Annotated in this window: 24 protein-coding genes and 1 pseudogene; 8 read left to right on the forward strand and 17 right to left on the reverse strand. The window is 62.8% G+C overall.

The window, feature by feature from the left end; genetic code table 11:
• Positions 1 to 96: 96 nt before the first annotated feature.
• The 6 genes from KBY74_RS07480 to KBY74_RS07505 are packed head-to-tail and all read right to left on the reverse strand — an operon-like array spanning position 97 to position 5,123.
• Positions 97 to 372, reverse strand: coding sequence for an exodeoxyribonuclease VII small subunit (locus KBY74_RS07480; protein WP_254942158.1), 276 nt, complete (start codon positions 370 to 372; stop codon positions 97 to 99).
• Between the two features lie 3 nt (positions 373 to 375).
• Complete coding sequence (gene xseA, locus KBY74_RS07485) at positions 376 to 1,551, reverse strand: exodeoxyribonuclease VII large subunit (RefSeq protein WP_254942159.1); 1,176 nt, start codon at positions 1,549 to 1,551, stop codon at positions 376 to 378.
• Positions 1,548 to 1,724 (reverse strand): hypothetical protein, encoded by a 177-nt coding sequence (locus KBY74_RS07490; RefSeq protein WP_254931520.1) that lies wholly within the window; start codon positions 1,722 to 1,724, stop codon positions 1,548 to 1,550. Before KBY74_RS07490 ends, xseA begins: the two co-directional genes overlap by 4 nt.
• 60 nt (positions 1,725 to 1,784) lie before the next feature.
• Positions 1,785 to 4,394, reverse strand: coding sequence for an ATP-dependent helicase HrpB (gene hrpB / locus KBY74_RS07495; protein WP_315859045.1), 2,610 nt, complete (start codon positions 4,392 to 4,394; stop codon positions 1,785 to 1,787).
• Positions 4,391 to 4,774, reverse strand: coding sequence for a hypothetical protein (locus KBY74_RS07500; RefSeq protein ID WP_106632550.1), 384 nt, complete (start codon positions 4,772 to 4,774; stop codon positions 4,391 to 4,393). The genes hrpB and KBY74_RS07500 overlap by 4 nt, the downstream gene beginning before the upstream one ends.
• 43 nt (positions 4,775 to 4,817) lie before the next feature.
• Positions 4,818 to 5,123 (reverse strand): DUF2973 domain-containing protein, encoded by a 306-nt coding sequence (locus tag KBY74_RS07505; protein WP_193486262.1) that lies wholly within the window; start codon positions 5,121 to 5,123, stop codon positions 4,818 to 4,820.
• 309 nt (positions 5,124 to 5,432) lie between these two features.
• Here KBY74_RS07505 and KBY74_RS07510 point away from each other — a divergent pair.
• Positions 5,433 to 6,570, forward strand: a pseudogene (locus KBY74_RS07510) (trypsin-like peptidase domain-containing protein).
• Here the strand turns inward: KBY74_RS07510 and KBY74_RS07515 are convergent.
• The 5 genes from KBY74_RS07515 to KBY74_RS07535 all read right to left on the reverse strand — a co-directional run bounded on the left by KBY74_RS07515 (position 6,567) and on the right by KBY74_RS07535 (position 9,845).
• Complete coding sequence (locus tag KBY74_RS07515; protein ID WP_254942160.1) at positions 6,567 to 6,794, reverse strand: hypothetical protein; 228 nt, start codon at positions 6,792 to 6,794, stop codon at positions 6,567 to 6,569. The pseudogene KBY74_RS07510 and the gene KBY74_RS07515 overlap by 4 nt on opposite strands.
• A gap of 134 nt (positions 6,795 to 6,928) precedes the next feature.
• The gene (locus KBY74_RS07520) at positions 6,929 to 7,108 is read right to left on the reverse strand and encodes a hypothetical protein (RefSeq protein WP_254942161.1); all 180 of its coding nucleotides are present in this window, start codon (positions 7,106 to 7,108) and stop codon (positions 6,929 to 6,931) included.
• Positions 7,109 to 7,240: 132 nt separating this feature from the next.
• A complete protein-coding gene (locus KBY74_RS07525; protein WP_396123130.1) occupies positions 7,241 to 8,992 on the reverse strand; it encodes an ATP-binding cassette domain-containing protein in 1,752 nt (583 codons plus the stop codon).
• A 205-nt stretch (positions 8,993 to 9,197) separates the two neighbouring features.
• Positions 9,198 to 9,431: a hypothetical protein gene (locus KBY74_RS07530; RefSeq protein WP_396123134.1), complete on the reverse strand. Its 234-nt coding sequence runs from the start codon at positions 9,429 to 9,431 to the stop codon at positions 9,198 to 9,200.
• Positions 9,432 to 9,548: 117 nt separating this feature from the next.
• Positions 9,549 to 9,845, reverse strand: coding sequence for a hypothetical protein (locus KBY74_RS07535; protein WP_254942164.1), 297 nt, complete (start codon positions 9,843 to 9,845; stop codon positions 9,549 to 9,551).
• 143 nt (positions 9,846 to 9,988) lie between these two features.
• Between KBY74_RS07535 and KBY74_RS07540 the strand changes: the two genes are divergently transcribed.
• Positions 9,989 to 10,300, forward strand: coding sequence for a ribbon-helix-helix domain-containing protein (locus KBY74_RS07540; protein ID WP_254937746.1), 312 nt, complete (start codon positions 9,989 to 9,991; stop codon positions 10,298 to 10,300).
• Here KBY74_RS07540 and KBY74_RS07545 read toward each other — a convergent pair.
• The 4 genes from KBY74_RS07545 to KBY74_RS07560 form a co-directional block, all read right to left on the reverse strand.
• On the reverse strand, positions 10,234 to 11,418 hold the full coding sequence (locus tag KBY74_RS07545) for an anhydro-N-acetylmuramic acid kinase (RefSeq protein ID WP_254942165.1): 1,185 nt from the start codon (positions 11,416 to 11,418) through the stop codon (positions 10,234 to 10,236). The genes KBY74_RS07540 and KBY74_RS07545 overlap by 67 nt on opposite strands.
• Positions 11,419 to 11,428: 10 nt before the next feature.
• The gene (locus tag KBY74_RS07550) at positions 11,429 to 12,064 is read right to left on the reverse strand and encodes a peroxiredoxin (RefSeq protein WP_254942166.1); all 636 of its coding nucleotides are present in this window, start codon (positions 12,062 to 12,064) and stop codon (positions 11,429 to 11,431) included.
• A gap of 46 nt (positions 12,065 to 12,110) precedes the next feature.
• Positions 12,111 to 13,769: a GTPase HflX gene (gene hflX / locus KBY74_RS07555; RefSeq protein WP_254942167.1), complete on the reverse strand. Its 1,659-nt coding sequence runs from the start codon at positions 13,767 to 13,769 to the stop codon at positions 12,111 to 12,113.
• A 90-nt stretch (positions 13,770 to 13,859) separates the two neighbouring features.
• Positions 13,860 to 15,014: an FAD-dependent oxidoreductase gene (locus KBY74_RS07560; RefSeq protein ID WP_315859044.1), complete on the reverse strand. Its 1,155-nt coding sequence runs from the start codon at positions 15,012 to 15,014 to the stop codon at positions 13,860 to 13,862.
• 111 nt (positions 15,015 to 15,125) lie between these two features.
• Here KBY74_RS07560 and KBY74_RS07565 point away from each other — a divergent pair, with 111 nt between their 5' ends.
• Both KBY74_RS07565 and KBY74_RS07570 read left to right on the forward strand, forming a co-directional pair.
• Positions 15,126 to 15,893 (forward strand): phosphoadenylyl-sulfate reductase, encoded by a 768-nt coding sequence (locus KBY74_RS07565; protein WP_396123131.1) that lies wholly within the window; start codon positions 15,126 to 15,128, stop codon positions 15,891 to 15,893.
• A 92-nt stretch (positions 15,894 to 15,985) separates the two neighbouring features.
• Positions 15,986 to 16,582 carry a type III pantothenate kinase gene (locus tag KBY74_RS07570; protein ID WP_254942170.1) on the forward strand — a complete coding sequence of 199 codons (597 nt, stop codon included), beginning with the start codon at positions 15,986 to 15,988 and terminating at the stop codon, positions 16,580 to 16,582.
• Here KBY74_RS07570 and bcp read toward each other — a convergent pair.
• Positions 16,560 to 17,027 carry a thioredoxin-dependent thiol peroxidase gene (gene bcp, locus KBY74_RS07575; protein WP_254942171.1) on the reverse strand — a complete coding sequence of 156 codons (468 nt, stop codon included), beginning with the start codon at positions 17,025 to 17,027 and terminating at the stop codon, positions 16,560 to 16,562. The genes KBY74_RS07570 and bcp overlap by 23 nt on opposite strands.
• A gap of 41 nt (positions 17,028 to 17,068) precedes the next feature.
• On the opposite strand from bcp, the gene KBY74_RS07580 reads away from it, so the two are divergent.
• Both KBY74_RS07580 and KBY74_RS07585 read left to right on the forward strand, forming a co-directional pair.
• Positions 17,069 to 17,746 carry a 4'-phosphopantetheinyl transferase superfamily protein gene (locus tag KBY74_RS07580; RefSeq protein WP_254942172.1) on the forward strand — a complete coding sequence of 226 codons (678 nt, stop codon included), beginning with the start codon at positions 17,069 to 17,071 and terminating at the stop codon, positions 17,744 to 17,746.
• 140 nt (positions 17,747 to 17,886) lie between these two features.
• Entirely contained in the window at positions 17,887 to 18,567 is a 681-nt protein-coding gene (locus KBY74_RS07585) for an alpha/beta hydrolase (protein ID WP_396123133.1), read from the forward strand.
• A gap of 88 nt (positions 18,568 to 18,655) precedes the next feature.
• On the opposite strand, the gene KBY74_RS07590 is transcribed toward KBY74_RS07585, so the two are convergent.
• Positions 18,656 to 20,953 carry an AAA family ATPase gene (locus KBY74_RS07590; protein WP_254942173.1) on the reverse strand — a complete coding sequence of 766 codons (2,298 nt, stop codon included), beginning with the start codon at positions 20,951 to 20,953 and terminating at the stop codon, positions 18,656 to 18,658.
• 26 nt (positions 20,954 to 20,979) lie between these two features.
• Between KBY74_RS07590 and KBY74_RS07595 the strand changes: the two genes are divergently transcribed.
• Both KBY74_RS07595 and KBY74_RS07600 read left to right on the forward strand, forming a co-directional pair.
• Positions 20,980 to 22,119 (forward strand): efflux RND transporter periplasmic adaptor subunit, encoded by a 1,140-nt coding sequence (locus tag KBY74_RS07595; RefSeq protein WP_254942174.1) that lies wholly within the window; start codon positions 20,980 to 20,982, stop codon positions 22,117 to 22,119.
• Positions 22,120 to 22,169: 50 nt separating this feature from the next.
• Positions 22,170 to 23,202 (forward strand): efflux RND transporter periplasmic adaptor subunit (locus KBY74_RS07600; RefSeq protein WP_254942175.1); only part of this gene is annotated, 1,033 nt, incomplete at its 3' end.

The following is a 23,202-nucleotide window of genomic DNA, read 5'->3' on the forward strand; positions in this document are numbered from 1 at the left end:
CAGAGCACTTATGGGAGCCCTGCTAAATCAAATTGCAGTCGAACGCGACAGTTTTGAATTCAGAAGCTTCTTAATCCCATGTTGCCCAGAGACTCCCTAGGTGAGATCTTTAAAGGGGACTACAGCGTTATCTCCTTCCTGCCACAACATCACTTCCTGTTCCACATGGGCGAGTACCGCTTCACAGCGATTCAGATAGGCGCGGGCTTGTCGGTATAGGCCTGTCATTGCCTCGACATCCAGGTCCGTGGCTTGCAGGGCTGATAAGGCCACTTGTAGGGCGGTGTGGGCTTCGTTGTATGAGAGATCGGCGCCAACGTCTTCGCAGCTTTCATTTTCTTTTGCTTTGCTTGTGGCTTTTGCTTTAGGCATCGTTCAGGGGTTCGCCTCCGGAGCTTGATGTTGAATCTCGCGCACCACGGCGCTCGCCTGCCCATCTGTGAGTTGGGCGATGACTTCGCCGCCTTTTTCAAGTTGCTGCACGGAGCGCACCACAACCCCTTTGTCATCGCGCAGCAGGCAGAAGCCCCTTTTGAGCTGGTGTGCGGGCGATAGTGCTTGCAGCAGCTGCTGGGCATGCCCCAGGGCCTGGCGACGACTGTTCAAAAGGGCGAAGGGATTTACCCCCGCTAGTCGCTCCCGATCCCGAGTGAGTCGCTGACGCTCTCCCTGCAGCCTCAGTTGGATGAGTTGCTGCAGGTGTCTCCCCTGCTGCTGCAGCGTCTGCACCGCTACGCGGTGATCCGGCAACAGGGCCACCAGGGCAGCTGTGGGGGTAGCGGCCCTGTAGTCGGCCACCAGGTCTGCAACGGTGGTGTCATCTTCGTGGCCAATGCCGCTAACTACGGGCACGGGGCAGCTGGCTAGACACCGCGCCAGCTCTTCGTTGTCAAACACGGCTAGGTCTTCGCGGCTACCGCCGCCTCGGCCGATCACGATCGCATCGATACCCAGCTGCACCACTTGGGAACTCAATTTTTCCAGGGTTCGGCAGATGGCTTCGTGTACGGGGCCTTGTACTGGTATTGGCACCACGACCACAGCCGTCGCCGGCCAGCGTTCGGCGCTGGTGCGCAGCATGTCGGCCAACGCAGAGCTCGGACAGCTCGTGAGTAGGGCAATGCGCCTTGGGAAAGCGGGTAGGGGGCGTTTGCGGGCTTGATCCAGCATCCCGTCGAGGGTCAGCCGCTCCCGCACCTGTTCGAACTGACGCAGGACCGAACTCAGGCTTGGCCTGATGTCGAGTGCCTGAACGCAGAGGCTTGCCCGGCTGCTCCAAAAGTTGAGCTTGCCCACCACTACGACCCCGTCTCCGTCCTCGGGAACGAAGCTGAGCTTCGCTAGCTGGGAAGCCCAAACCACTGCCGAAATTGATGCCTGCTCGTCGACCAGGGTCATCCAGAGATGTCCCTTTTTGAGCTGGGGTCTGCTCACGGTTGCGTCAAGCAGAAACCGAGGTGCAAAACCTCGCTCTAGCAGCGATGCGACCGCGCCATTCAGCTCTGTGACGCCGTAGCGCGGTATGCCTGAAAATTCACCGGCCGCAGTCACGGCTGTATCTGCCGGTAGCAGATCCACCAGTAGAGGCTCACCAGGCCTGCTATCAGCGCTACCGATCGCCCAATCGGATGGTCAACGCGGATCAGCCCTGCGACGCAGATCACTAGGGCGCTGCTAAGCAGGCGCGAGCCATCACGACGGTTGTTGACGTAAAAGCGGGCCAAGGCAGCCTTGCCGGAAAGTTCCAGTTTGGGGCAGGCAGGTGCCTTATTGCCCCATGCCCCTCAGGCTCGATGACTCCCCTGTTGCAGCCTTGCTTTGGTAAGGGCCGTCGCCTGGGCTTGGCACGGGTCTTCTGGCCAGGGGTGACGGGGGTAGCGCCCGCGCAGCTCCTTACGCACCTCCGGATAGCTGCGCACCCAGAAGCCTTCTAGATCCTGGGTGATCGCCGCCGGCCGGCCGGCCGGTGTGAGCAGGTGCACGGTCACTGCTAGCTGACCTGAGAGCACCATTGGGTTTGTGCGAGCGCCGAATAGCTCCTGCAGCTTCACCGCCAGCACGGGCTGGCCGCTGCTGTAATCAAGCTTGACTTGGCGGCCAGAGGGCACGGTCAGGGCCACTGGCAGCAGCTGATCGAGTTGGCTACGCAGGCTCCAGGGGGTGTCACCCCAGAGGGCTTCGCCTAGGGGTAGTCCCTGCAGGTCGTCGCGGCTGCGGAGGCCGTTGAGGTGGGGGCCGAGCCATTCATCTAGCTGGTCAAGTAGCTGCTGGGGGCTGCAGTCGGGCCATGGGTCTCCTAGGTGCTGGTGGGCCAGGCTGAGGCGTTGCTGGAGTTGGCGGCTAACGGGATCCCATGGCAGAGCTTCCAGTCCCAGCTGCCGCAGGCCCTCCAGTAGGGCGCTGCGAATCAAGGCCGGTTCTGCTTCGCTCCAGCTGCGGCGCTCAAGCACCAGCGCCCCTAGCCGCAGGGAGCGTTCGCAGCGCACCCGTTGAGCTTCTCCATCCCAGCGCGCCTCCACCGCGATATTTCCTTGCCCGCCGGGCTGCTCCGCCAGTTGCCGCAGTTGCCCGATATCAATGGGGATCGCTAGCTGGATGCGAGCGTCCTGACCCTGGCCGTCAAGCTGGGCCACTGCCAGAGCAGTGCAGGCCACTAGGGGATCGTCTGCATGGAGCACGGCGCCACGGCCGCCACTGAGTAGGTAGCGGCCAGGCTTGCCTGCTCTGGCTAGGGCGAGCCGCTCGGGGTAGGCGGCGGCAACTAGCGCGGCCGCCGCTTCCGACAGGGTTACGGATCGGCCAACCGGCATTGCAGCTGGAGGAATGGAACTGCTACCCCCTAGCTGCCTGACCTGGCGTTGCAGCTTGCTTTGCAGCTGACGCAGCCGGCGCTGGGAGCTATCGCCAGGGCGGTTTTCACCTAGCCAATCAAGCCGCCGCAGCAGGTCACTGCCTGCCTCCTGACGGTTGAGGGGATCGCGCTCGCTCAGCAGCACCGCCAGGCCGCAGGCCAGCTCCAATTGTCCTAGTTGCTCGCCCAGCAGTAGCAGCTGGGCGAGGCGCGGATGCACCCCCAGCTGGGCCAGGCGCTGCCCGTGGCTGTTTAGCCGCCCGCTGGCGGCTAAGGCACCAAGCTGCTCTAGCTGCAGACGGGCCTCCTTCAGGGGTGCAGGCGCTGGTGGGTCTATCCAGTCCAGGTCCCTGCCAAGGGGATCGCCCCACTGGGCCAGTTGCAGGGCCAGGGGCAGGGGATCTACCTCGAGCAACTCCGGTGGATCGAAAGCGGGACGGCGCTGCTGTTCAGCTGGCGACCAGAGGCGCAGGCAGCGACCTGGCCCCAGGCGCCCGGCCCGGCCGGCCCGTTGATCAGCGCTGGCTTGGCTTGCGGGTACGGTAACCAGCCCATCAAGTCCACTTCCGGGATCGAAGCGGTTGCGGCGGCTCAGACCACTGTCGATCACCAGCGTTACCCCGGCCAAGGTGAGGGAACTCTCAGCGATGGAAGTGGCGAGCACCACCTTGCCCGCGGCGCTGCTGGCCGGGCCGATAGCGCGGCTCTGGGCCTCCAGGGGCAGGTTGCCGTGCAGGGAAACGCACTCCACGCCCTGATGGCTGGGCTTTCCCCAGTCGGTGGCGGCGATCGCCCGGCTGCAGTCCTGGATCTCCCTCTGCCCGGGGAGGAAAACCAGCACGGTTTCGCCGTCGCCGCGCGGCTCTAGCCAGTGCTGCTCAAGGGCGCGCACCACCTGTTGCGCCAGCCTTTCGCCTGGTCGCGGTGGCTGGTGGCTGATTGCCACCGGATAGCAACGCCCTTCGCTGGTCAGCACGGTGGCCCCTGGCAACTGCTCCGCCAGCGGGGCCAGGTTGAGGGTGGCAGACATCAGCACCAGCCGTAGCTCTGGCTTCAGCAGCTCCCTGGCCTGACGCACCAGGGCAAGGGATAGGTCGGTGTCGGCGCCGCGCTCGTGGAATTCGTCAAAGATCAGGCAGTCCACCCGATCAAGGCCAGGGTTTGCCTGCAAGCGCCGCAGGAACAGGCCGTCTGTGAGCACCTCCAGTCGAGTGGCGGCTGAGATGCAGGACTCGAGCCGCACGCTGTAGCCAACTTGCTGGCCGAGGGGCTCGCCGAGCTCGGCCGCCAACCTTTGGGCTGCCGCTTTGGCTGCCAGGCGACGTGGTTCCAGCATCCAGATGCGGCCAGATGCGGCACCTGGTTTGCCCGGCTCCAGGTTGAGTCCTGCTAGCAGAGCCAGGGGCACCCGAGTCGTTTTACCTGCCCCAGGGGGTGCCTGGAGCAGCACGGTGGCACCTGGCCTGCATGCTTCGAGCAGCGGCGCTAACAGGCCGTCAATCGGTAGCGGGGGTGTTGGCAGGGGCTGTCCTTGTGGAATCAGCGCACGTGGCGAATGCCATCTACCGGGTGGTAGGCCTCGCCTGTGAGCTCCTCGTAGACGATCGCAGGTAGGCCGGTTTCAAACATGGTTTGCAGGGCCTCCTTGAGGTAAGGATTCCAGCCCCCGGTGCTCACCTTGCCGTGGCGAACAGTCCAGTCCCAAGTGCCTTGCAGGTCCCTGGGGATGCGCCCCTCTCGGTCGCGACGGGCCACGAGATCCTGAGATTCAACCAGGCCTACCAAAATTGGATCCCTGCCGTAGGCAGGGGTGATGCTCAACTCCAGCCGAATCGGATCTTCCTTGATCAGCTTGAGGCGAAAACGAGGTGGCAGTTTGAGACTGGTCAGCACTGCAGCCACTATTCGGGTCCGTTGATCCACCTTCTGTCTCCGCTGAAAAACGCTTGCTCAACGGAGAGCCTATTCAGCTGAGGTCACCTGGGTAAGCAGCTTGCTCGTTGTCGCCGCTGAAGCGGACGGTTAACAGGTCTTCCTGGGTGATCTGACCATCTGAATCAAGCAGCTCCGGATGGATGGTGAGTCTGCCGGTGCGGTCGTGATTGGACCTGATTTCGGGTGCTTGTGCTGCTGGCGTACCCATGGCATCTCGATCACCGGGACGGGGAATGGCGCGGAATCCTTGGCCCATCACCCTGAAGGCTTGCCATAGCAGGGCCACAAAGCAGGCCCCATAGAGCAGGGGTAAAAGCTGGGAGAGCACAGTGTTCATGGCCTTAAAGCTTGACTCAGATGGGTGGTTGCGTGTCGCAATTCCATCATTGCCTGGAGCGAGCCGTTTGGGGATCAACGACTGCAACCTCTCCGGTATTTGCAACCATCCAGGCCCACAGGGTGCTGCAGGCGGCACCGAAGGCGAGAAAAGCAATTAGCAGTCGCCCGGTGTCCATGGATTGAAAGATTTGTTTACCAACATTAGGGCTGATTCTGATCGCCCGTGGCGGCTTTGCTAGGAGGGAAATCCCGCTCTAGGCAGTCGCTGGCTGGTTGCTTACGTTTTGACTAGTTGAGTCCTGTAGTGATGGCTGATTCGCGGGCCTTGCCCTGGCTGGGTTCAGGGCTGGTGCTGATGGCTCTACTGGCGCCCCCGGCTCCCTGGCCAGGCGCTGCCGCCCTCGCCCAGAGTGCAACTTCAGTCAGCCTGAACCGCCAGTCATTTGTGGCGGCTGCTGTTCGCCGTGCTGGACCCGCGGTGGTGACCATTGACACGGAACGGACCGTGGCTGCCTCAGGTAGTGCTTCGGGAGGCTTGCCAAGAGGGCTGCTCAACGAACCCCCTGTTTCGCCAATTTTTTGGCATGCCCCAGCAGCAACAGCAGCCCTCTCAGCGCACGGAGCGCGGCCAGGGAAGCGGCTTTATTTTTCAGGCTGAGGGCCTGATTCTGACCAATGCCCACGTGGTGGAGAAATCAGACCGGGTGACCGTAGGGCTGCAGGGCGGGCGTCGGGTTGAAGGCACGGTTGTCGGTCTCGATCGCCTCACGGATCTGGCGGTTGTGAGGTTGGCGGGCAGCGGCCCCTGGCCAGTAGCGCCCTTGGGCAACTCCGACAGCCTGCAAGTTGGCGAGTGGGCAATTGCCGTAGGCAACCCTTACGGGTTGGACAACACCGTGACCATGGGGATCATCAGCAACCTCAACCGCAACGCCAGCAAGCTGGGCATCACGGACAAGCGCTTGGATCTGATTCAGACCGATGCAGCAATTAACCCGGGCAATTCAGGCGGTCCGCTGCTAAATGCTGATGGTGAGGTGATCGGAATTAACACCTTGGTGCGTACCGGGCCTGGTGCGGGCTTGGGATTTGCTATTCCGATTAACCGGGCCCGGGATATTGCCCGCCAATTGCTTACTTCTGACCGTGTCAGCCACCCATTTATCGGCGTAAGTCTCGACGGGGTTCGTGCCGGTGATGGCACTGGGCTGAATCAAGGGGTGCGGGTCATGGCGGTGCAGGCTTCCGGACCAGCGGCCCGGGCAGGCCTGCAAAAGGGCGATGTAATCGTTGCAGTGGGTGATCAGCCCATCGCTAGCCCCTCCCAGCTGGTGACAGCGGTGGAACGGGCAGGGGTGGGGGGAGCCTTAGCGCTTCGGGTGAGTAGGGCCGGAAATTTGATGCAATTAACGGTTGTTCCAGCCCAATTAGCTCCAGCCCCCTAAGCCTCCTGACCCCACGGGCTGCCCAGGCTTGGCGAAACTTGGGTTGGTGCGCCGAGTTGCTGACGCATCACCCACTGGGTTGCCGCCTTTTGGCTATGCCAGGCCTGGAGTAGCTGCTTGGCAATGCCTTGCAGGGCCTGGGGATCGGCGGTGGCTTCAATAGCCCGGTTCATGCGCTCCAGCTCAAACTGCTGGCCGAGGCTGAGGGCGAGTGGTTCAGACATGGCACGCACCACAGGTATCTGTTTGACCCTGTAACGCTACAAACTGTTTCATTAGCTTGCGTAGCGGTTGCGACAGGGCGCTTTGCCTGTGCTGATTTGCTGTTGCGCGGTGATGCGCTGGCCGACGTCTGAGCTCAGGGCTGTTCGCGTAGCTCTTCAACGCAGCGCGTCACGCAGGCGCCGTCATCCAGGGAGCAGGTGGTGATGCATTCGAAATACACCTCCAAAGCGTCGCCTTGGCCGCCATTCTCTTGATGGCCGGCGACTTGATAGCTGGTGCCCTGGGCGTTGGGGCCCATGTGTGAATTACCCATGATCTCCTGCGGTGGCGACTCCTTGTCAGCCTATGCACACCAAACCAAGGGGGCTAGTGAAATGAGTCTTCCTGCCTAGGCGACGGTGAAGTTCTGTGTACTTGCTGAGGCAGGTGCTGCGGGCTGGGCTGCTCAGCTGGATTTTGACTGGGATTTTCGAGACGCCTGCTTGGCCTTGTTGGCGGCCTGTTTTGCCGTTTTGCGTTCTGCTTCTTCGGCCTGCCGGGCCAGGCCAGCTTCCTCCTCTTTCTTGGTGAGGTAATAGGAATAATCGCCTCGGTAGAGCACCAGTTGGCCATCCCGGATCTCCACGATCCGGTTGGCCACCCTGGAGATGAAATAGCGGTCGTGGCTCACCAGCAAGGCCGCACCCTCATATTCGATCAGCGCGTCTTCCAGCATCTGCTTGGCTGGAATATCAAGGTGATTGGTGGGCTCATCCAGAACTAGGAGGTTGCAGGGGCTGAGCAGCATTAACGCCAGCGCCAGCCTGGCTTTCTCTCCTCCAGAGAGTTTGCCGGCCTCCTTGAATACGCTTTCGTTGCTGAAGCAGAAGCTGCCTAGTAGTGAGCGCACTTGGGTCTGAGTCCAGTCGGGCACTACCTCGAAGATCGTGTTGATCACGGTTTTGGAGAGGTCTAGGGCTTCGGCCTGGTTCTGCTCGAAGTAGTTCGCTATCACGTTGTGCTCCCCGAGGCTGGCGCAGCCGTCCTCGGGCTGTTCGCTGCCCATGATTAGGCGCAGCAGGGTTGATTTGCCGGCGCCGTTGGGCCCGACAAAGGCGATGCGGTCACCCCGTTCCACCTCCAGCTCAGCCCCTAAAAACAGAATCTGCTCGCCGTAGCTGTGGGTCAGGTTTTTGATGTCTGCCACCACGCGCCCAGAGCGTGGTGCTTCGGGAAAGCGGAATCGCGGCCCGCCGACACCTTCGAGCGGAGCTTCGACCCGCTCAACCTTCTCCAGCAGTTTCTCCCGGCTTTTGGCCTGGGTGGAGCGGGTGGCACTGGCCCGAAAGCGGTCGATGTAGGCCTGCTGGGCTCCCAGCTCCTTTTGTTGGCGATCAAATGCGGCCTGGGTTGCTTCGCGCTCCAGGACTTTCTGCTCTAAGTGCTGGCTGTAGTTGCCCAGGTAGGTGCGCGATACCCCCCGTTCGGTCTCCACTATCTGGTTGCAGACCCGATCCAGAAAGGTGCGGTCGTGGCTGATCACAACTAGGGCCGCGGTCTGTTCGACCAGATAGCCCTCGAGCCACTGGATAGTTTCAACGTCCAGATGGTTGGTGGGCTCGTCGAGCAGAAGCAGATCCGGTTCCTGGAGGAGGATTTTGCCGAGGGCGATGCGCATCTGCCAGCCGCCGGAATAATCCCCCACCAGCTGTTCGGCCCCCTCGGGGCTGAAGCCAATGGTGGGGAGCAGTTTGTCGATGCGGGCGTCGAGCTCGTAGCCGTGCAACGCTTCGAAACGGCTGTGCAGCCGGCCTAGCTCGTGGATTAGCTCGTCGAGATGGTCCGGGTCGTTGGCGGCCTTCTCGCTGGCCATCTCGTGCTCCAGCTGGTGCTGGCGAATCAGCACTTCAGCTGCTTCGCCGAATGCTTGGAACAGCTCCTCTCGCACCGTGCGGGCTGGATCGACGTCGAATTCCTGTTGCAGGTAGGCAATACGGGGTTCGCCTTGCTTCACCACCAAGCCACTGCTGGGCTCTTCCAGCCCGGCAATGATCTTCATCTGGGTGGACTTGCCAGCTCCGTTGACGCCCACCAAGCCAATGCGGTCTCCAGGCCTCACCTCCCAGGTGACATCCCGCAGCACCTCGCCAGTGGGATAAATCTTGCCGAGGCGTTCGAGGCGGAGCACGGATAAGGGTCTAAGGACCAAGTCCATCATCCCTGGCGACCCGTCTGCCGGGGGGGGCGGCTAGGCAATCATCTGGTGCAGACTCGTCTCACCTGCCTGTGTGATTGCCATGATTAAGCGCCTTGAGCAGGTGGCAGCTCTGGTTGTCGCAGCTGGTCTGGCGCTAGTGAGTTACTGGCTCTTTTTCAGCTGGGCAGGTGGGGAGCGTGATCAGCGACAACAGCGCCGCACCAACTCAGAGCCCCCCGCGAGCCTTCACCAGCCACTGCTTGCTGACGCTGTCATCCAGGCTGGAGATGTAGGTGCGGATCTCTTGGGAGGTGACCGTCAAGCCGAACTGCTGGCCCAGCTCAATGATTCGGCTAATGGCCCCGGAAGGATCCTGTAGGGCCTGGCGGAACAGCGTTTGGGTTAGGTCGTGGTCGGCACTGATTTGGGCATAGAGCTCAGCAGCATTGCTGGAATGCAGAGGTCGTTCGGCTTCGTCTTGTAGGGCTTCGACTCGTAAGGCTTCGTCTTGTAGGGCTTCGTCGTTGCTGGCGGTCATTGCTGGCAGCAAATTGGTTGAATTTTAAATCGAATCGGTTCAGGCGGCTAGCTGGTTTTCGCCTTGCTCAGGTGTGCCACAGGCTGAGGCATCTTCCATGCTGCGGGCATCTAGGCAAAGCACTTTGCGCAGCTCGGCGTAGTTGGCTGCAAGTGCGCCTCTTCCCTCCTGCTGGGCGCCGTATTCGGCCCGCTGCAGAACGTGATGCAGGTGGGTGAGCAGGTAGGTGCTGATTACTGCGGAGACGAGCACATCGCTGCGTTCGGCTGTCCGGCGCTTGCGGCCCTGGGCAGCGGAGGCAGGGGTTGAGGTGCTTGGGGTGGAGGAACGGGGCACGGTGTGCACCTCCGATGGGATGGTTGCCTTCAGCATAGTCTTGGATACTACCCTTGTGCATCTCTGTACACTGATTGGTATCTGAGGGGTATGGGCTGGGGATTGCAAGCCCCAGCTCTGCTCCGCGCTTGCTTTGCAACTCCGTGGCCACCCGGCAGACCTCATCGAGTGGCAAGTCCAAATCACCTCGCATTCAGGTGGTGTTGCCCGAGCAGCTCTGCCAACAGTTGGCTGAATTCGCGGATGCCGAGTCCCGCACGGTGAGCAACATGGCCAAGGTGCTGATCCAGCAAGGTGTGGAGCGGCTGCAGCAGGCCCAAGCCAGCCAGGCTTCCCCGGTTCAAGCGGGTTTCCAGGCTGAGCTTTTTCGTCAGGGACTGGAGGCCAGTCAGGCCCAGAAACCCCAGCGCCTGCGGGGAGCTCCCCGCAGGGTTCGCTTGCACCGACCGGACTGAGGACGGGCGCACAGCCCCAGCACGGCGCCGCCGCTGGCGCCGGTGACTGAGGGCAGATTCCCCTCATGCCCCAGGGCGTGCCACCAGGCCAGCAGGGCGAAGGCCAAGGCCTCTCTCTCTGCCTCGCCGATGCCAAATTCCGCCAGCGGCCGCACGATCAAGCCGCGGCAGCGGCGTTGCAGTTGTTCTACTAGCAGGCTGTTGCGGCAGCCACCGCCAGCTACCAGCAGCTCGATCGCTTGGGGCCCATGGCCCAACTCCTGGGCTACAACCGCGGCACTGAAGCCGGTCAGGGTGGCTAGGGCATCCGCCGCGTCTCTCCCCTTGACTTCGGCCAGCCGGCGCTCCAGGTCTGCCTGGCCGAATAGCTCTCGACCGGTGGACTTCGGCGGTGGGCTCTGGAAATAGGGCTCAGCTAACCAGCGTTGAATCAGGGCTTCATCCATCTGTCCCTGGCGGGCCCAGGCCCCATCAGCGTCATAGCTCTGCAGGCCGCCACTGAAGTGCATGGTTGCCAGGTCCAGCAGGGTATTGGCAGGACCACAGTCCCAGCCCCGCACTTGCAGGCAACTTTCGGGCCCATGGGCTGGAGGGATCAGGGTGAGGTTGGCGATGCCCCCCAGATTCAGTACCGCCCGCCAGCCGCCGCAACGACCCAGTAGGGCCTGGTCTGCAGGTGGGACAAGTGGCGCTCCCTGACCGCCAAGGGCCAGATCGGCACTGCGGAAATCGAATACCACCGGCGTAGCCAGCAGTTCCGCCAGCAGCGGCCCTTGAAGTAATTGCCAGCTGGCACCCCGCTGAGCAGCCTGGGGCGGGCGATGCCAGAGGGTCTGGCCGTGGCAGCCAACTAATTTGGCCCTGCCCTGGGGGTCGCATGCTCTGGCGGCGAGAGCTTGCTGCTCGGTCACGGCTTCCGCCAATTCGAGCAGCGTTGAACTATCGAACGATTGGCCTTGTCCAACGCCAATTAGCTGGCGTTGGAGCTCGGCGGGGTAAGGGTTGAAGTGGTGCTTTTCCAGCTTCCAGCGCGGACGTTGGGGCGGCCCGCTGAAGCTGGCCAGGACGGCATCCACGCCATCGGCGCTTGTGCCGCTCATCAACCCCAACACCCGCATCAGCTCAAGCTCACTTGTTGGGCTGGGGGGTCATGCGCAGGTAGGGCTTGATCTCAGTGACGCCCTTGGCAAACTTGGCGCGGGCATCTTCGGTGGAGATTGATGGCACCACTACGCAATCGTCGCCGTCTTTCCAATTCACCGGGGTGGCCACGGAGTGGTTGTCGGTGAGCTGCAGGGAATCAATCACCCGCAGGATTTCGTGGAAGTTGCGGCCAGTGCTGGCGGGGTAGGTGATCTGCAGGCGCAGTTTCTTGTTGGGATCGATGATGAACACCGAACGCACGGTCAGATTGTTAAGGGAGTTGGGGTGAATCATCCCGTAAAGGTCGCTCACCTTTTTGTCAGCATCCGCCAGGATCGGATAATCAACTGTTGTGTTCTGGGTTTCGTTGATATCGCAGATCCAGCCGTTGTGGCTTTCGGCGGAATCCACGCTCAGGGCGATGGTTTTGACGTTGCGCTTTTCCCATTCAGGGCGCAGCCGGGATACCTCTCCCAATTCTGTGGTGCAAACAGGGGTGTAGTCGGCCGGGTGGGAGAACAACACAACCCAGCTGTCAGCGCCGAAGTCGTAGAGATTGATCTGCCCGAGCTGGGAATCCTGGGTGAAATCGGGAACGGTATCGCCGAGTTGGAGGGCCATAGAGGCTGAAAGGGAGGAAGAAAGCAAGTGCTGATCGTGCCACAAGTCAGCGCGCAGATGTGGTGTTTTCGTCCTCAGGCGCTGACTCGGGCCAGCTGCGCAACTCCTGGCGCAGGTGCTGCAGGCCCAGGCAGGCGGTGGCGGAAATGAACAGGGCCGTTGGGGCTAGCGCCCTGGCTCGCTCCACCTCTCCGGCTGGGCAGCGGTCGATTTGATTAGCGATCAGGCGCCTGGGGGCGGTTGCTCCAAGGGAATCGAGGATGGTGTTGACGGTGCGCCACTGCTCGGGCCAGGCCGGGTCGGCCAGATCAACCACGATCAACAGGCCCTCAGCTTCAAGGGTTTCCTCCAGGGTTGAGCGGAAGGCTTCGAGCAGGGGCGGGGGCAAATCGCGGATGAAGCCCACCGTGTCAGTGAGCAGCACTGGTTCCGGCAATTCAAGTCGTCGGGTGGTGGGATCAAGGGTGGCGAACAGCTTGTTTTCAGCCAGCACGGCGCGGGCTTCGCTGGCCTTGGTTAAGGCGTTGAGCAGGGAGCTTTTGCCGGCGTTGGTGTAACCCACTAGGGCCAGTCGCCGCAGTCCCTGGCGGCTGCGGCGCAACCGGGCCCGGTGCTCGCCCAGCTGGCTCACCTCCCGCTGCAATCGCTCAATCCGGCGGGCGATGGCGCGACGATCTTTTTCCAGTTGGGTTTCGCCCGGTCCCCGGGTGCCGATGCCTCCCCCCTGCCGCGACAGGCTGCGGCCGCGGCCGGTGAGTCGGGGCAGCCTGTAGCGCAGTTGGGCCAGCTCCACCTGGAGGCGCCCGGCGGCGCTGGCGGCCCGTTGGGCAAAGATGTCGAGAATCAGTTCACTGCGGTCGCTCACCGGCAGATCGAGGAGCCGCTCCAGATTGCGGGCTTGCACCGGTGTGAGCTCCCGGTCTGTCACTACCAGGGTGGCGCCGAGCCGCCGGGCCTCCAGGGCCGCTTCACCCACTTTCCCCTCACCCCAGAGGGTCTGGGGGGCAACCTGGCTGCGGCGCTGCTCCACCACTCCCACCGACACGGCACCGGCGCTGCCTACGAGTCCTTCCAGTTCGGCGATCAGGCGTTGGGCCCGGCCGCGGTCGCCGGGGGTGAGTGCTAGCAGCAGCACCCGTTCAGGGCCGTCTTGGCTGGCGCCAAAGGCGCCAGCGCTGGCTGCATTTGGTGGGGTGAGGCTGAGGGGATCTCGGCCGCACAGCTCGGCTAGATCTTCAGTCGCTTCGCTTGCCCAGGGTTCGGCGGCGTCGGGGTGGGCCACCAACAGTTGGGCGGGCCATTGGCCCCCCGCCCCCGCCCTGTCGCCGAAGCGCAGCCAAACGATGGGCGCTATATCCAGCCCCACGATTCCCTCCTGGCGGCCGGCTTCGAGTTGTTTGGTTCGGCCGCAGCAGGTGATCAGCCGCAGCTCGGAGCCCTGGCGGCGCTCCGAGCCGGGCAGGCGCTCCAGCAGCCGGCCCGATTGCTCCAGCGGCCCCACCCAGAGCAGCCGGCACAGGCCCCGGCTATCCACTACCAAGGTGAGCGGCAGCTCCAGCTCACGGCTTTCGCTGGCAAGCCGCTGCAAGCAGAGCAATTCAGCTATCTGGTCGTCCGGATGGCGGCGGTGACAGAGGCGTTCCAGGCGTCTTTTTTGGGCGGGTCGCAAGCCGGCCGTGCGCCCCGCCAGGCCGCCTTGTTTCACCACAGGCCTTGTTTCACCACAGATAGACAGCGATTACGGATTTGATCATGGGCGGGCCTTGCCCACCACAAGCTTGGGCTCCCGGCAGGGTCACCGGGGCCAGTCCGCTAGCCAGCCGGCGACCACTTTTAACTGATGCGATTTGCCAGGTAAGCGGGCCAGGTAGGCCAGTTTGCGGATCTGAAATGCCGCCGCTCCCGCCAGGGTGAATCCGCCGCCAACGAGGCTTGCTTCACCTCGGCCCAGGCTCATCATTTCGCCGAGGTCGTTGTAGTTGAAGGGATCGAGGGGTTCGCCAGCAAGGGAATGCATCAGGTTGGCGGCCAGGCACTCAGCTTGTTGGAAGGCCACTTGGGCCGTGGCTGGCAGGGGTAACTCCTGCTGGGCGATGTCGCCCAGGGCAAATAGGTGGGGCTGATCGACCAGCTGCAGGCTGGGCTCGCAGCTCAGTCGTCCAAGTCGGTCGACGGGAATTGGCGGCTGGCATTCAAGCGATTGAAAGCGCAGGCCTGCAGTCCAGATAACCCCATCAACCTTCAGCTGTTCCGAGCCCGCTGGCCCCAGCAGCGTCAGTCCACCTGGTTGCACAGCCTCAACTCGGGTGTGGGTTCGCAGCCTCACATCCCGGCGTTGCAGGGCCTGTTCAGCCTGTTCTCGGTTGAAGGCCTTGGCCTGGGGGAGCAGTCCGGGGCCCTGCTCAATCAGGTCCACAATCGTGCTCCCCTGCAATTGGTCGGCCAGCTTGCAGGCCAATTCCACCCCGCTGGCACCAGCTCCCACCACGGCCAAACGCTGCAGGGGCCGGGACCGTTCCTTCAAAGTCTGGATTAGCCGCTGCAGCCGTTCCACGTCTGCCAAGGTGCGAAAACCGAGGCTGTATTCAGCTACGCCGGGGATGCCGAAGTCATTGGCCTGGGCACCCGTGGCCAGCACCAGGCGGCTGAAGGCCAGGCACCGGCCGCTGGCGGTATGCACCTGTGAAGACTGGGCGTCGATGCGCACAACCCGGTCCTGCAGCCAGGCCACCCCTTTGCCGGCCAGCAAACTGTCGTAGCGAGGTGCGATCTCCCAGCTGCGCAGTTCGCCGCTCAGCAGTTCGTAAAGCAGGGGCAGAAATAGGAAGCGATCGTTGGGTTCGATCAGCAGGATTGGTGGATGGTGGCGGCGCTCTGCCAGGGCGAGGGCGGTGTAAAGCCCACCAAAGCCCCCGCCCACGATCACCACCGGTGCGGTTGGCGGGGTCACCGCAGCTTGCGATCGCGCCGCCTCAGGATTCAGCATTGCTCTGGTGGTCTTTCGCCGGCACCTGCTTTTGAACCCTAACCAGCGACTCACTCAAAGGGCGATGATGGTTTGATGCAGATGGCCCAATTACAAGCCCTTTCACCCGATGGCGCCGGCCGGCCGATCGATCTGGACGCTGCCAGGGCACTGCTTGCACCTTTGTCGGCCCAAGAGCGCCTGGGCTGGGCTCAGAACACCTTCGGGGCAGGGTTTGCCTTAACAACCAGCTTTGGCATCCAGTCGGCAGTTCTGCTGCACATGGCCAGTGAGCTGACCGCCAATACCGGCTGCCCCATAACAGTGATCTGGGTTGATACGGGCTATCTGCCGCCGGAGACTTATCAATACGCCGAGCGTCTGGTAGAGCAGCTCCAGCTCCAATTAGTGGTGGCCCAGTCGGCCATGAGCCCGGCCCGGATGGAAGCTCTGCACGGCCGCCTTTGGGAAACCGACCAGGGCGGAGATCTGGCGCTCTATCACCGCATCCGCAAGGTGGAACCCCTCGACCGGGCCCTCACTGATTTGGCGGTGACCTGTTGGGCCAGTGGTGTGCGCGGCAGCCAGACCGATCACCGCAAGGCCATGGAACCGCTAGATGCGGTGCGTCAGCGCTGGTCGCTGCGGCCCCTTCTCTCCTGGAGTAAACGGGATGTTTACTACTACATGGAAGAGCACAAATTGCCCCAGCACCCGCTGTTTGAGCAGGGTTATTCCACGGTGGGCGACTGGCACTCCAGTGCTCCTGATCTAGGGGATGTCAGCGGCCGGGCGACCCGTTTCGGTGGTCTCCAACAGGAATGTGGCATCCATTTGCCGGGATTGATGGGCGAGGGCATCTGAACGAGGGCCGTTGGCTGCTGATCGGCAATAGCCGATGGCACTGGGCAGAAGGTGAGCTGGGCTGCCTGCGTACGTGGAGTGCTCCAGCCGGTGTGGGCGAGTTTGAGGGGCTGGTTGCTTGGGCTGCGGTGGGCCCGGTGCCCGCCTCTGCTCCACTGCCGCTGGAGCGGCGTCTGCATTTGAAAGATGTGCCCTTGTTGGAGCAGCCTGGCTGGCTGGGGGTGGACCGTGCCCTAGTGGGTTGGCGGGCCTGGTGCCTTGCCTCTGGTCCCGTATTGGTGGCGGACGGCGGCACCGCCTTGAGCCTCACCCTGGTCACCAGCGATGGCCGATTTCGGGGAGGACGGTTGCTAGCCGGAGCTGCCTTGCAGTTGCGGGCCCTGGCTGCTGAAACTGCAGGACTGCCTGCCTTGGACCAGCCCTTAGATCTGCCCCCGGACCTCTGGCCTCACTCCACATCAGAAGCCATGGCCGCTGGGGTTTTGCGGGGTCTGGCGGCCGCCCTGGACGCCGCTGGGCGTGATGCCCTATCCAGCTGCCCAGGCTGCAGTTTTTGGCTCACGGGAGGAGATGGCCCCCTGCTTAAACCATTGCTGCAGCAGCTGCTAGTCAGTGCCATGCCGCTACAGCTGGCTCCAGACCTGGCCCTTGAGGCCTTGGCTGCACTCAGGCCAGGCCCAGATCGCTGAGGATGTCGTCAGCCATGGTTTCGGACTTCACCTTTGTGTAGATCTTTTCGATCTTTCCTTCTGCATCCACCACGAAGGTGTGGCGCATCATGCCCATGTATTCCTTGCCCATGAATTTCTTCAGCCCATAGCTCCCATAGGCCGCGGCCACTGAGCAGGGCTCGGCGTCGCTTAGCAAGGTGAAGGGAAGGTCATATTTGGCGATGAATTTGGCGTGGCTGCTGGCGCCGTCCTTGCTGATGCCGAGCACGGTGATGGCTTGCTTTTCGAACGCCCCCCACTGGTCGCGGAAATTGCAGGCTTCTTTGGTGCAGCCCGGGGTGTCGTCCTTGGGATAGAAGTAGATCACCACCCGTTGGCCCTTGAACTGGGAAAGCTTCACCGCCGTTCCGTCTTGGTCTGGCAAAGTGAAATCAGGGGCGGGCTCACCGATCTGCAAGGTCATTGAACGTCCAACTGAACTCACGAGTGAGCCTAGGCAGCAGCTTGGATCTGCCGCAGCGCCCAGCCCCCCAGTTATGGCTGCGCTATCTGGAGGGGGGCGACCTCGGCTGTTTATCTACTGATGAATGGAGTTGGGGCTTGGGCCTGCCTGAGCTGCAGCGAAGTCGTTACTTCCAGAGCCGGGCTCTGCTCCGGCAGCAGCTGGCTGATGTGTTGGGCTGCGCTGGTGCCGCGGTGCCTCTCCATAGTCCTCCAGGCCTTCCACCACTGTTAGGTAATGGTCTGGGATGGGTCAGTCTCAGCCATAGCGGCGCTGGCTTGCTGATTGGCTACTCCGGCTATCGCATCGGAGTAGACCTCGAATCCACTGCTCGACCTATTGAGCCAGCTGGATTGATGCGGCGGTTTTATCCAGAGCTTGAACAGGCGCAGTTGGGGGATTTGACTGGGGAGGAGCTACGGCGAGCGGTGCTCAACAGTTGGGTGTTGAAGGAAGCGGCTATCAAGTGGCGCCATCGCACCCTTGCAGCAGAACTGTCTCAGTGGTGTTACGACCACACCAGCGGTAGCTTGCAGAATCTGAGTGATGGGGCAAAGCCGGATCACAGCAGCGCTCTGCAGCAGGATTGGCGTTGGGCGGCGGTTGGTGAGGGTTGTGCAGGTTTGATGTTGCAGTCGCCAGGACAGCCTGAAGAATTGATGGGGCGGCAGGGCGCTTGATTGTTCTAAAAACGCAGATTTACTACTGAAATCCAGTGCAAATCTTTCGGTTTTGTGTCGATGCGCCACGCTGACTTGCATCTTTGGTGACACGCGGCACTGCGTGGCTACGTTCGGAATGAACTGATTCCATTACTCTCGTGATCAAGCGTTTGCTGGCCGGCCTTTTTGTGGGTACGGCCCTCTCGGCGGTGGCTATGCCAGCGTCCGCCGCAGTCGATAACAATCTCCCCGTTCGTTGGAACACCGGTGGCGCCGTGTGGTCTACCAACCAGGATGCCTTCAATACATTTCTGCAGTCTGGTGAAGTCACCGATCGGGGCCTGGAAGGGGGCCTGAACCGCTCCGGCTGGACCGCTGCCGAGGTGCGTGAAGGCATGAACAAGTCCTACAACGTGGACTTCGTTGGCGTCTCCCGCTTCCTCTACTCGGATGCAGGTGTGAAGTTCCTCAAGAACCAAACCACCAGCTACTTCCCTTATTGGAGCATGAACACCTTCGCGGTGCAGGCTCTGCGCTCGGCGATCGTGGCTGATGCCCGTGACGGTCAGATCTCCTCGGCCGGCATCATGAATGCCCTGCCTACCGACATGCGCCTAGCCGACTTCTGCAACACCTACACCGGTGCCCAGAACGTCTGTGCCGAAGGTCGCTGCCAAGGTGACGCCCAGTGCACCTCCCTGCTCTCCTGGTACGTGTTCCTGCCGGCCTGCATCCAGGCCAACCAGATGGCTGATCCCGTGGCTGAAGTGCGCACAATGGCCCCAGCCCCAGCCCCAGTTCAGCAGGTGCAACCTGAGGCTATCCGCGGCCTCTGGTGAGCCTGGCCTTTGGTGAGCATGGCCTTGGTGTTCGGCTCTCGCTAGGCGATTCGCCACCTCAGCTGCCCCGGCTTTCGCCGGGGCTTTTTTATGTGTTTAGGGGCGTTTGCAGTGCGTCTGCACGCCTTGCCCTTACCAAGGTGTGCTCAAGGGCCTGGGGCAGGGGCTGGCCCAGCAGGCGGCTAAATGCTTCTCGCAGGCTTTGCACGGCATCACTGGCTAGGGGCTTGCCGCGGAGTGCGGCCATCGCTTCGAGATAGGAGCTGGCCGGGGCCAGCCAGCGTTCGATCAGCTCGGCAGTCAGCTCGAGTTGGAGTGATTCCTGCCACTGCTCCTGTTGCACTTGCCATCCCGCGGCGATCAAGCTGCGTTGGCTGATTAGGCCGGTGCTCTGGGCCTGGATCAGTCGCTGCCCCTCCAGGTGAGTTAGCTCCTCCAGCAAGGTTTGCAGGGGGGGTTCTGCCGTGCCGAGCAGGGACCGCAGGCCTGCTGCTGGACCGAGTTGGGGAGTGCTGAACAGCAGGCGCCATTCGCCGGTTTGGCCCAGCAGCGCGCCAGCTTGGCTGATCCAGGCCTCGATTTGTTCGGCGCTGAGGCCCTGCCAGGGTTGCCGCGCTATCACCCAGTCGAAGCGGGCATCGGAGTCAAGGGCGAGTTGCGGTTCGAGCTGGGAGTTAAGGGCGGCGGGGGTTTGGGGAGGCACCAGCAGCAGCTGGGGTTGGCGCAGGCTGTCGAGCACCTTCAGCTGGGCTTGCAGCCGCTCCCGGTCGGAGGCCTGGGCCACGGTGATCACTACCCCGCCCTCGGGCGTAGCGGCCAGGGGATCAAGGGCCCATAGCAACGACCTCGCTTCCAGCACCAGCACCCGCGCTTGGCGTTGCCAGATCACGCCTGCCCAGAAGCGATGTCTCAGGGTGTCGAGTCGTTCTCCCTCGGCGGCGGCTTGCCGCTGCAGCCAGCGCTCCAGCTGGGGATCCTCCGGACTGCTGCTGAGCACATCGCCCTGATCCGCCGCCATCTCAGCGGCAGCTGCCAGCTGGGCGGCCCGCCGCTGTTGCAGGCGCTCGCGCCTCTGGCCCTCCCAGCCCAGGCTGCCCGGTTGCCAGAAGATCTCACCTTGAAGTGCGCCAGGCAAATACTGCTGGGCTACCCAGTGCTCGGCGTAGGCATGGGGGTAGCGGTAGCCCACTCCATCGCCAAAAGCCTGGCCATCACGGTTGGCATCGCGCAGGTGGGCGGGCACCTGTTGGCGGTTGGCGCTGCGCACGCTTTTTAGGGCATCGAAGAAACCGAGCAAGCTGTTGCTCTTTTCCGCTCCCGCCAAATAGAGAGCTGCCTGGGCCAGCGGGTAAAGCCCCTCTGGCAATCCCACTCGCTCGAAGCTGGCCGCGCAGGCTTCCACCACCACCACGGCCTGGGGATCGGCTAAGCCGATGTCTTCTCCGGCAGCGATCAACATGCGCCGGAAGATAAAGCGCGGGTTTTCGCCCGCCTCCACCATGCGGGCCAACCAGAAAAGGGCCGCATCTGGATCGGAGCCGCGCAACGATTTGATGAAGGCGCTGATCGTGTCGAAGTGGGCATCCCCCTGCTTGTCGTAGAGCACCGCCCGCTGCTGAATCGACTCCTCGGCGATGGTCAGATCGATCCTGATGGAGCCATCAGCACAGGGAGGAGTGGTCTCCACCGCCAGCTCCAGGGCATTCAGCAAGCTGCGGGCATCGCCGCCGGCCACATCAACCAGGTGGTCGGCCGCTGCTGCGGCTAGGTCAATCGAGCGTTCGCCATAGCCCACTGCCGGATCCCGCAGGGCCCGTTCCAGCAGCTGGCGCAGGTGTGCTGGCTCAAGCGGTTGCAGGCGAAACAACCGCGAACGGCTTACCAGGGCTTTGTTCACCTCGAAAAAGGGGTTTTCGGTGGTGGCTCCGATCAGATTCACCGTGCCGTTTTCTACCCAGGGCAGCAGGGCGTCTTGTTGTGCACTGTTGAAACGGTGCACCTCGTCGATGAACAGGGTGGTGCGCAGGCCATGGTGCGCCAGGCGCTGCTGGGCCGCGTCCACCTCGGCCCGCAGATCCTTGACGCCGGCAAGTACGGCATTGAGGCTGCTGAAGTGGGCCCTGGTGCTGCCAGCAATGATCCGGGCCAGGGTGGTTTTGCCCACCCCCGGCGGGCCGTGCAGGATCAGGTTGCCGACTCGATCTGCAGCGATGGCGCGTCTTAGCAGGCGTCCCACACCGAGGATCGACTCCTGACCGACGAAGTCATCAAGGCTGCGGGGCCGCAGCCGGTCGGCCAGGGGCGCGACCCGGGCCAGGGTGATGTCGCGTTGATGGCTGAACAGGTCGCTCACGAGGTCGCCGCAGCGCCGTTCTGAGTCCATCATCGGCCTGCCGGCGATACGCTCCGGCCATGCGGCGCGCCCGATCCACCATCACACCCATGCTCCGCCCTGTTGTTTCCCCGCTATTGATTTTCACGGCGATGGCCTCTGCCCTGGTTGTGGGGTGTCAGCAGGGCCGCGAGCCAGCCCCGCGGCTGCCTGTGGTGCAGAGCCAGCGCCTGGAAACTGCTGAATTTCAAGCCAGTTTTGACACCGTGAGCACCCTGGAGGCAGAGGAGGAGGTGGATCTGGCGGCCCAGGCGGGGGGCCGCATTCAGCGTTTGTTGGTGCGTCAAGGAGATCGGGTGCGCCAGGGCCAGCTGCTGCTGGTGCTCGACCAGGCCCAGCTCAGGGCCGAGGTGGCCAGCCTGCGCGCTCAGATGCAGACCAACCGCCTCAATTACCAGCGTTATCAAGACCTGGCCCGTCAAGGTGCGGCCAGTGCCCTGCAGCGGGATGAATTTCGCCAGGCCTACATCGCTGCCCGCGAAGCCCTGGTGGCGAAGGAGGCCGATCTCGCCTTCAAGGATCTGCGGGCGCCGATCAGCGGCATGGTGGCCGATTTGCGCGTCAAGCAGGGCGATGTGATTGCCGCTGGCGTGCCGATTACCCGCTTGATCCGCAACGACAATCTCCTGGCTCGCATCGATGTACCTGCCACCTATGCCGATCGTGTTCGGCCGGGCCAGAGGGTGCTGCTGCTGGCCGCCTCCAGCTCCCAGCCCCTGGCGGAGGGCCCGGTGATCTCGGTGGATCCGGGGGTGAGCGCCCCAACTCAGACGCTGCTGGTGAAGGCGTCGTTTGCTAACCCGCGGGGGAGCCTGCGCAACGGCCAGCGCAGTCGCACGCGCTTGGTGCTGGATCGGCGCCAGGAGTTGGCCGTTCCCTTCACCGCGGTGACCCGGTTGGCAGGACAGCCATTTATTTATTTGGTGGGTAGCTTGGCTGATCTGGAGCGGCGGCCGGGCAAGGCCCCCATCGCCGAGCTGCGCCGGTTGCCGAGCGGCACCCTGTTTGCCTTGCAAACTCCAGTGCAGATAGGAGATCTGCAGGGAACCCTCTATCCACTCGAGCGCGGGGCTCAGGAAGGCGATCGGCTGATTACCGCTGGCCTGCTCAACCTTCGCCACGGGGCACCAGTGCAGCTGGCCCAGCAGGGTCGCCGCTGAGTTGGGCGAATTCCCATGAACTCTATAATTAAGTTACATGCCTAGTTTTTGTGGTTCGCGCGGTTCCGGCGTTGTCCTTGGTGGGTGTGTTGCTGGTGGGCTGCGCCGCCAAACCGGTGGCCCGGCAGCCTCTGGTCGTGCAGACCGAGACCATCGGTGAGGCCAGTTTCAGTCCGTCGATCGACGTGATGAGCCAGCTGGAGTCCACCACCGACGTGGCCCTGCGTCCCGAGGTGGATGGCCGGGTCGTCAAAATCCTGGCCACCCAGGGGCAGCGGGTGAAGGCGGGCCAGCCGATCCTGGTGCTCGACAACGTGCAGCAGACAGCGACCCTGGATGCGGCCAAGGCTGAGGCTCGCAAGGACAGCGTCAATGCGGAGCGCTACATCTTCCTGAATGACCAGGGCGCGGTGTCGACCAAAGACCGGGATTACTACGTCACCCAGGCAATTCAGGCCAGCGATCAGGCGCGCGCCAAGGCGGCGGATCTCGGCTACAAATACGTCACGGCTCCCATAAGTGGTGAGATCGGTGACCTCGACACCGTCAAGCTCGGCGATTACGTCCGCCAAGGGCAGGCGATCACCGGCATCGTCGACAACAGCGATCTCTGGACCCTGATGGATGTGCCGGCCACCCAGGCCTCCCGGGTGCAGTTGGGCCAGCCAGTCGAGCTCAAGTCCCAGGGAACTCCGCCGGTGATTAGCACAGGCAAGGTGGTGTTCATCTCGCCCTATTTCGGCATCAGCGGCAACCAGTCGTCGCCGAACACGGTGCTGGTGAAGGCCTCCTTCCCCAACCTCACCGGCAAGCTCAAAACCGGCCAGTACGTTCGCAATCGGATCATCACAGGCAGCACCCGCCAGCTCTCGGTGCCGGTGCAGGCCGTGATGATGCAGGCCCAGCAGCCCTTCGTCTACCGCATTTTCCGCCTCAAGCAGGTGCTCGCCAAGATTCGGGCCTCCACCCAGATCCCCGAAGCCCAGAAGCAGAAGCTGGAGGCTCTGCCGCCGGAAACGCCCATCGTGGTGCAGATGCCGGTGAAACTCGGCACCTTGCAGGACAATCGCTATCCCGTGATCT

Source organism: Cyanobium sp. A1C-AMD (assembly GCF_024346495.1).
Taxonomy (GTDB): Bacteria; Cyanobacteriota; Cyanobacteriia; order PCC-6307; family Cyanobiaceae; genus Cyanobium_A; species Cyanobium_A usitatum.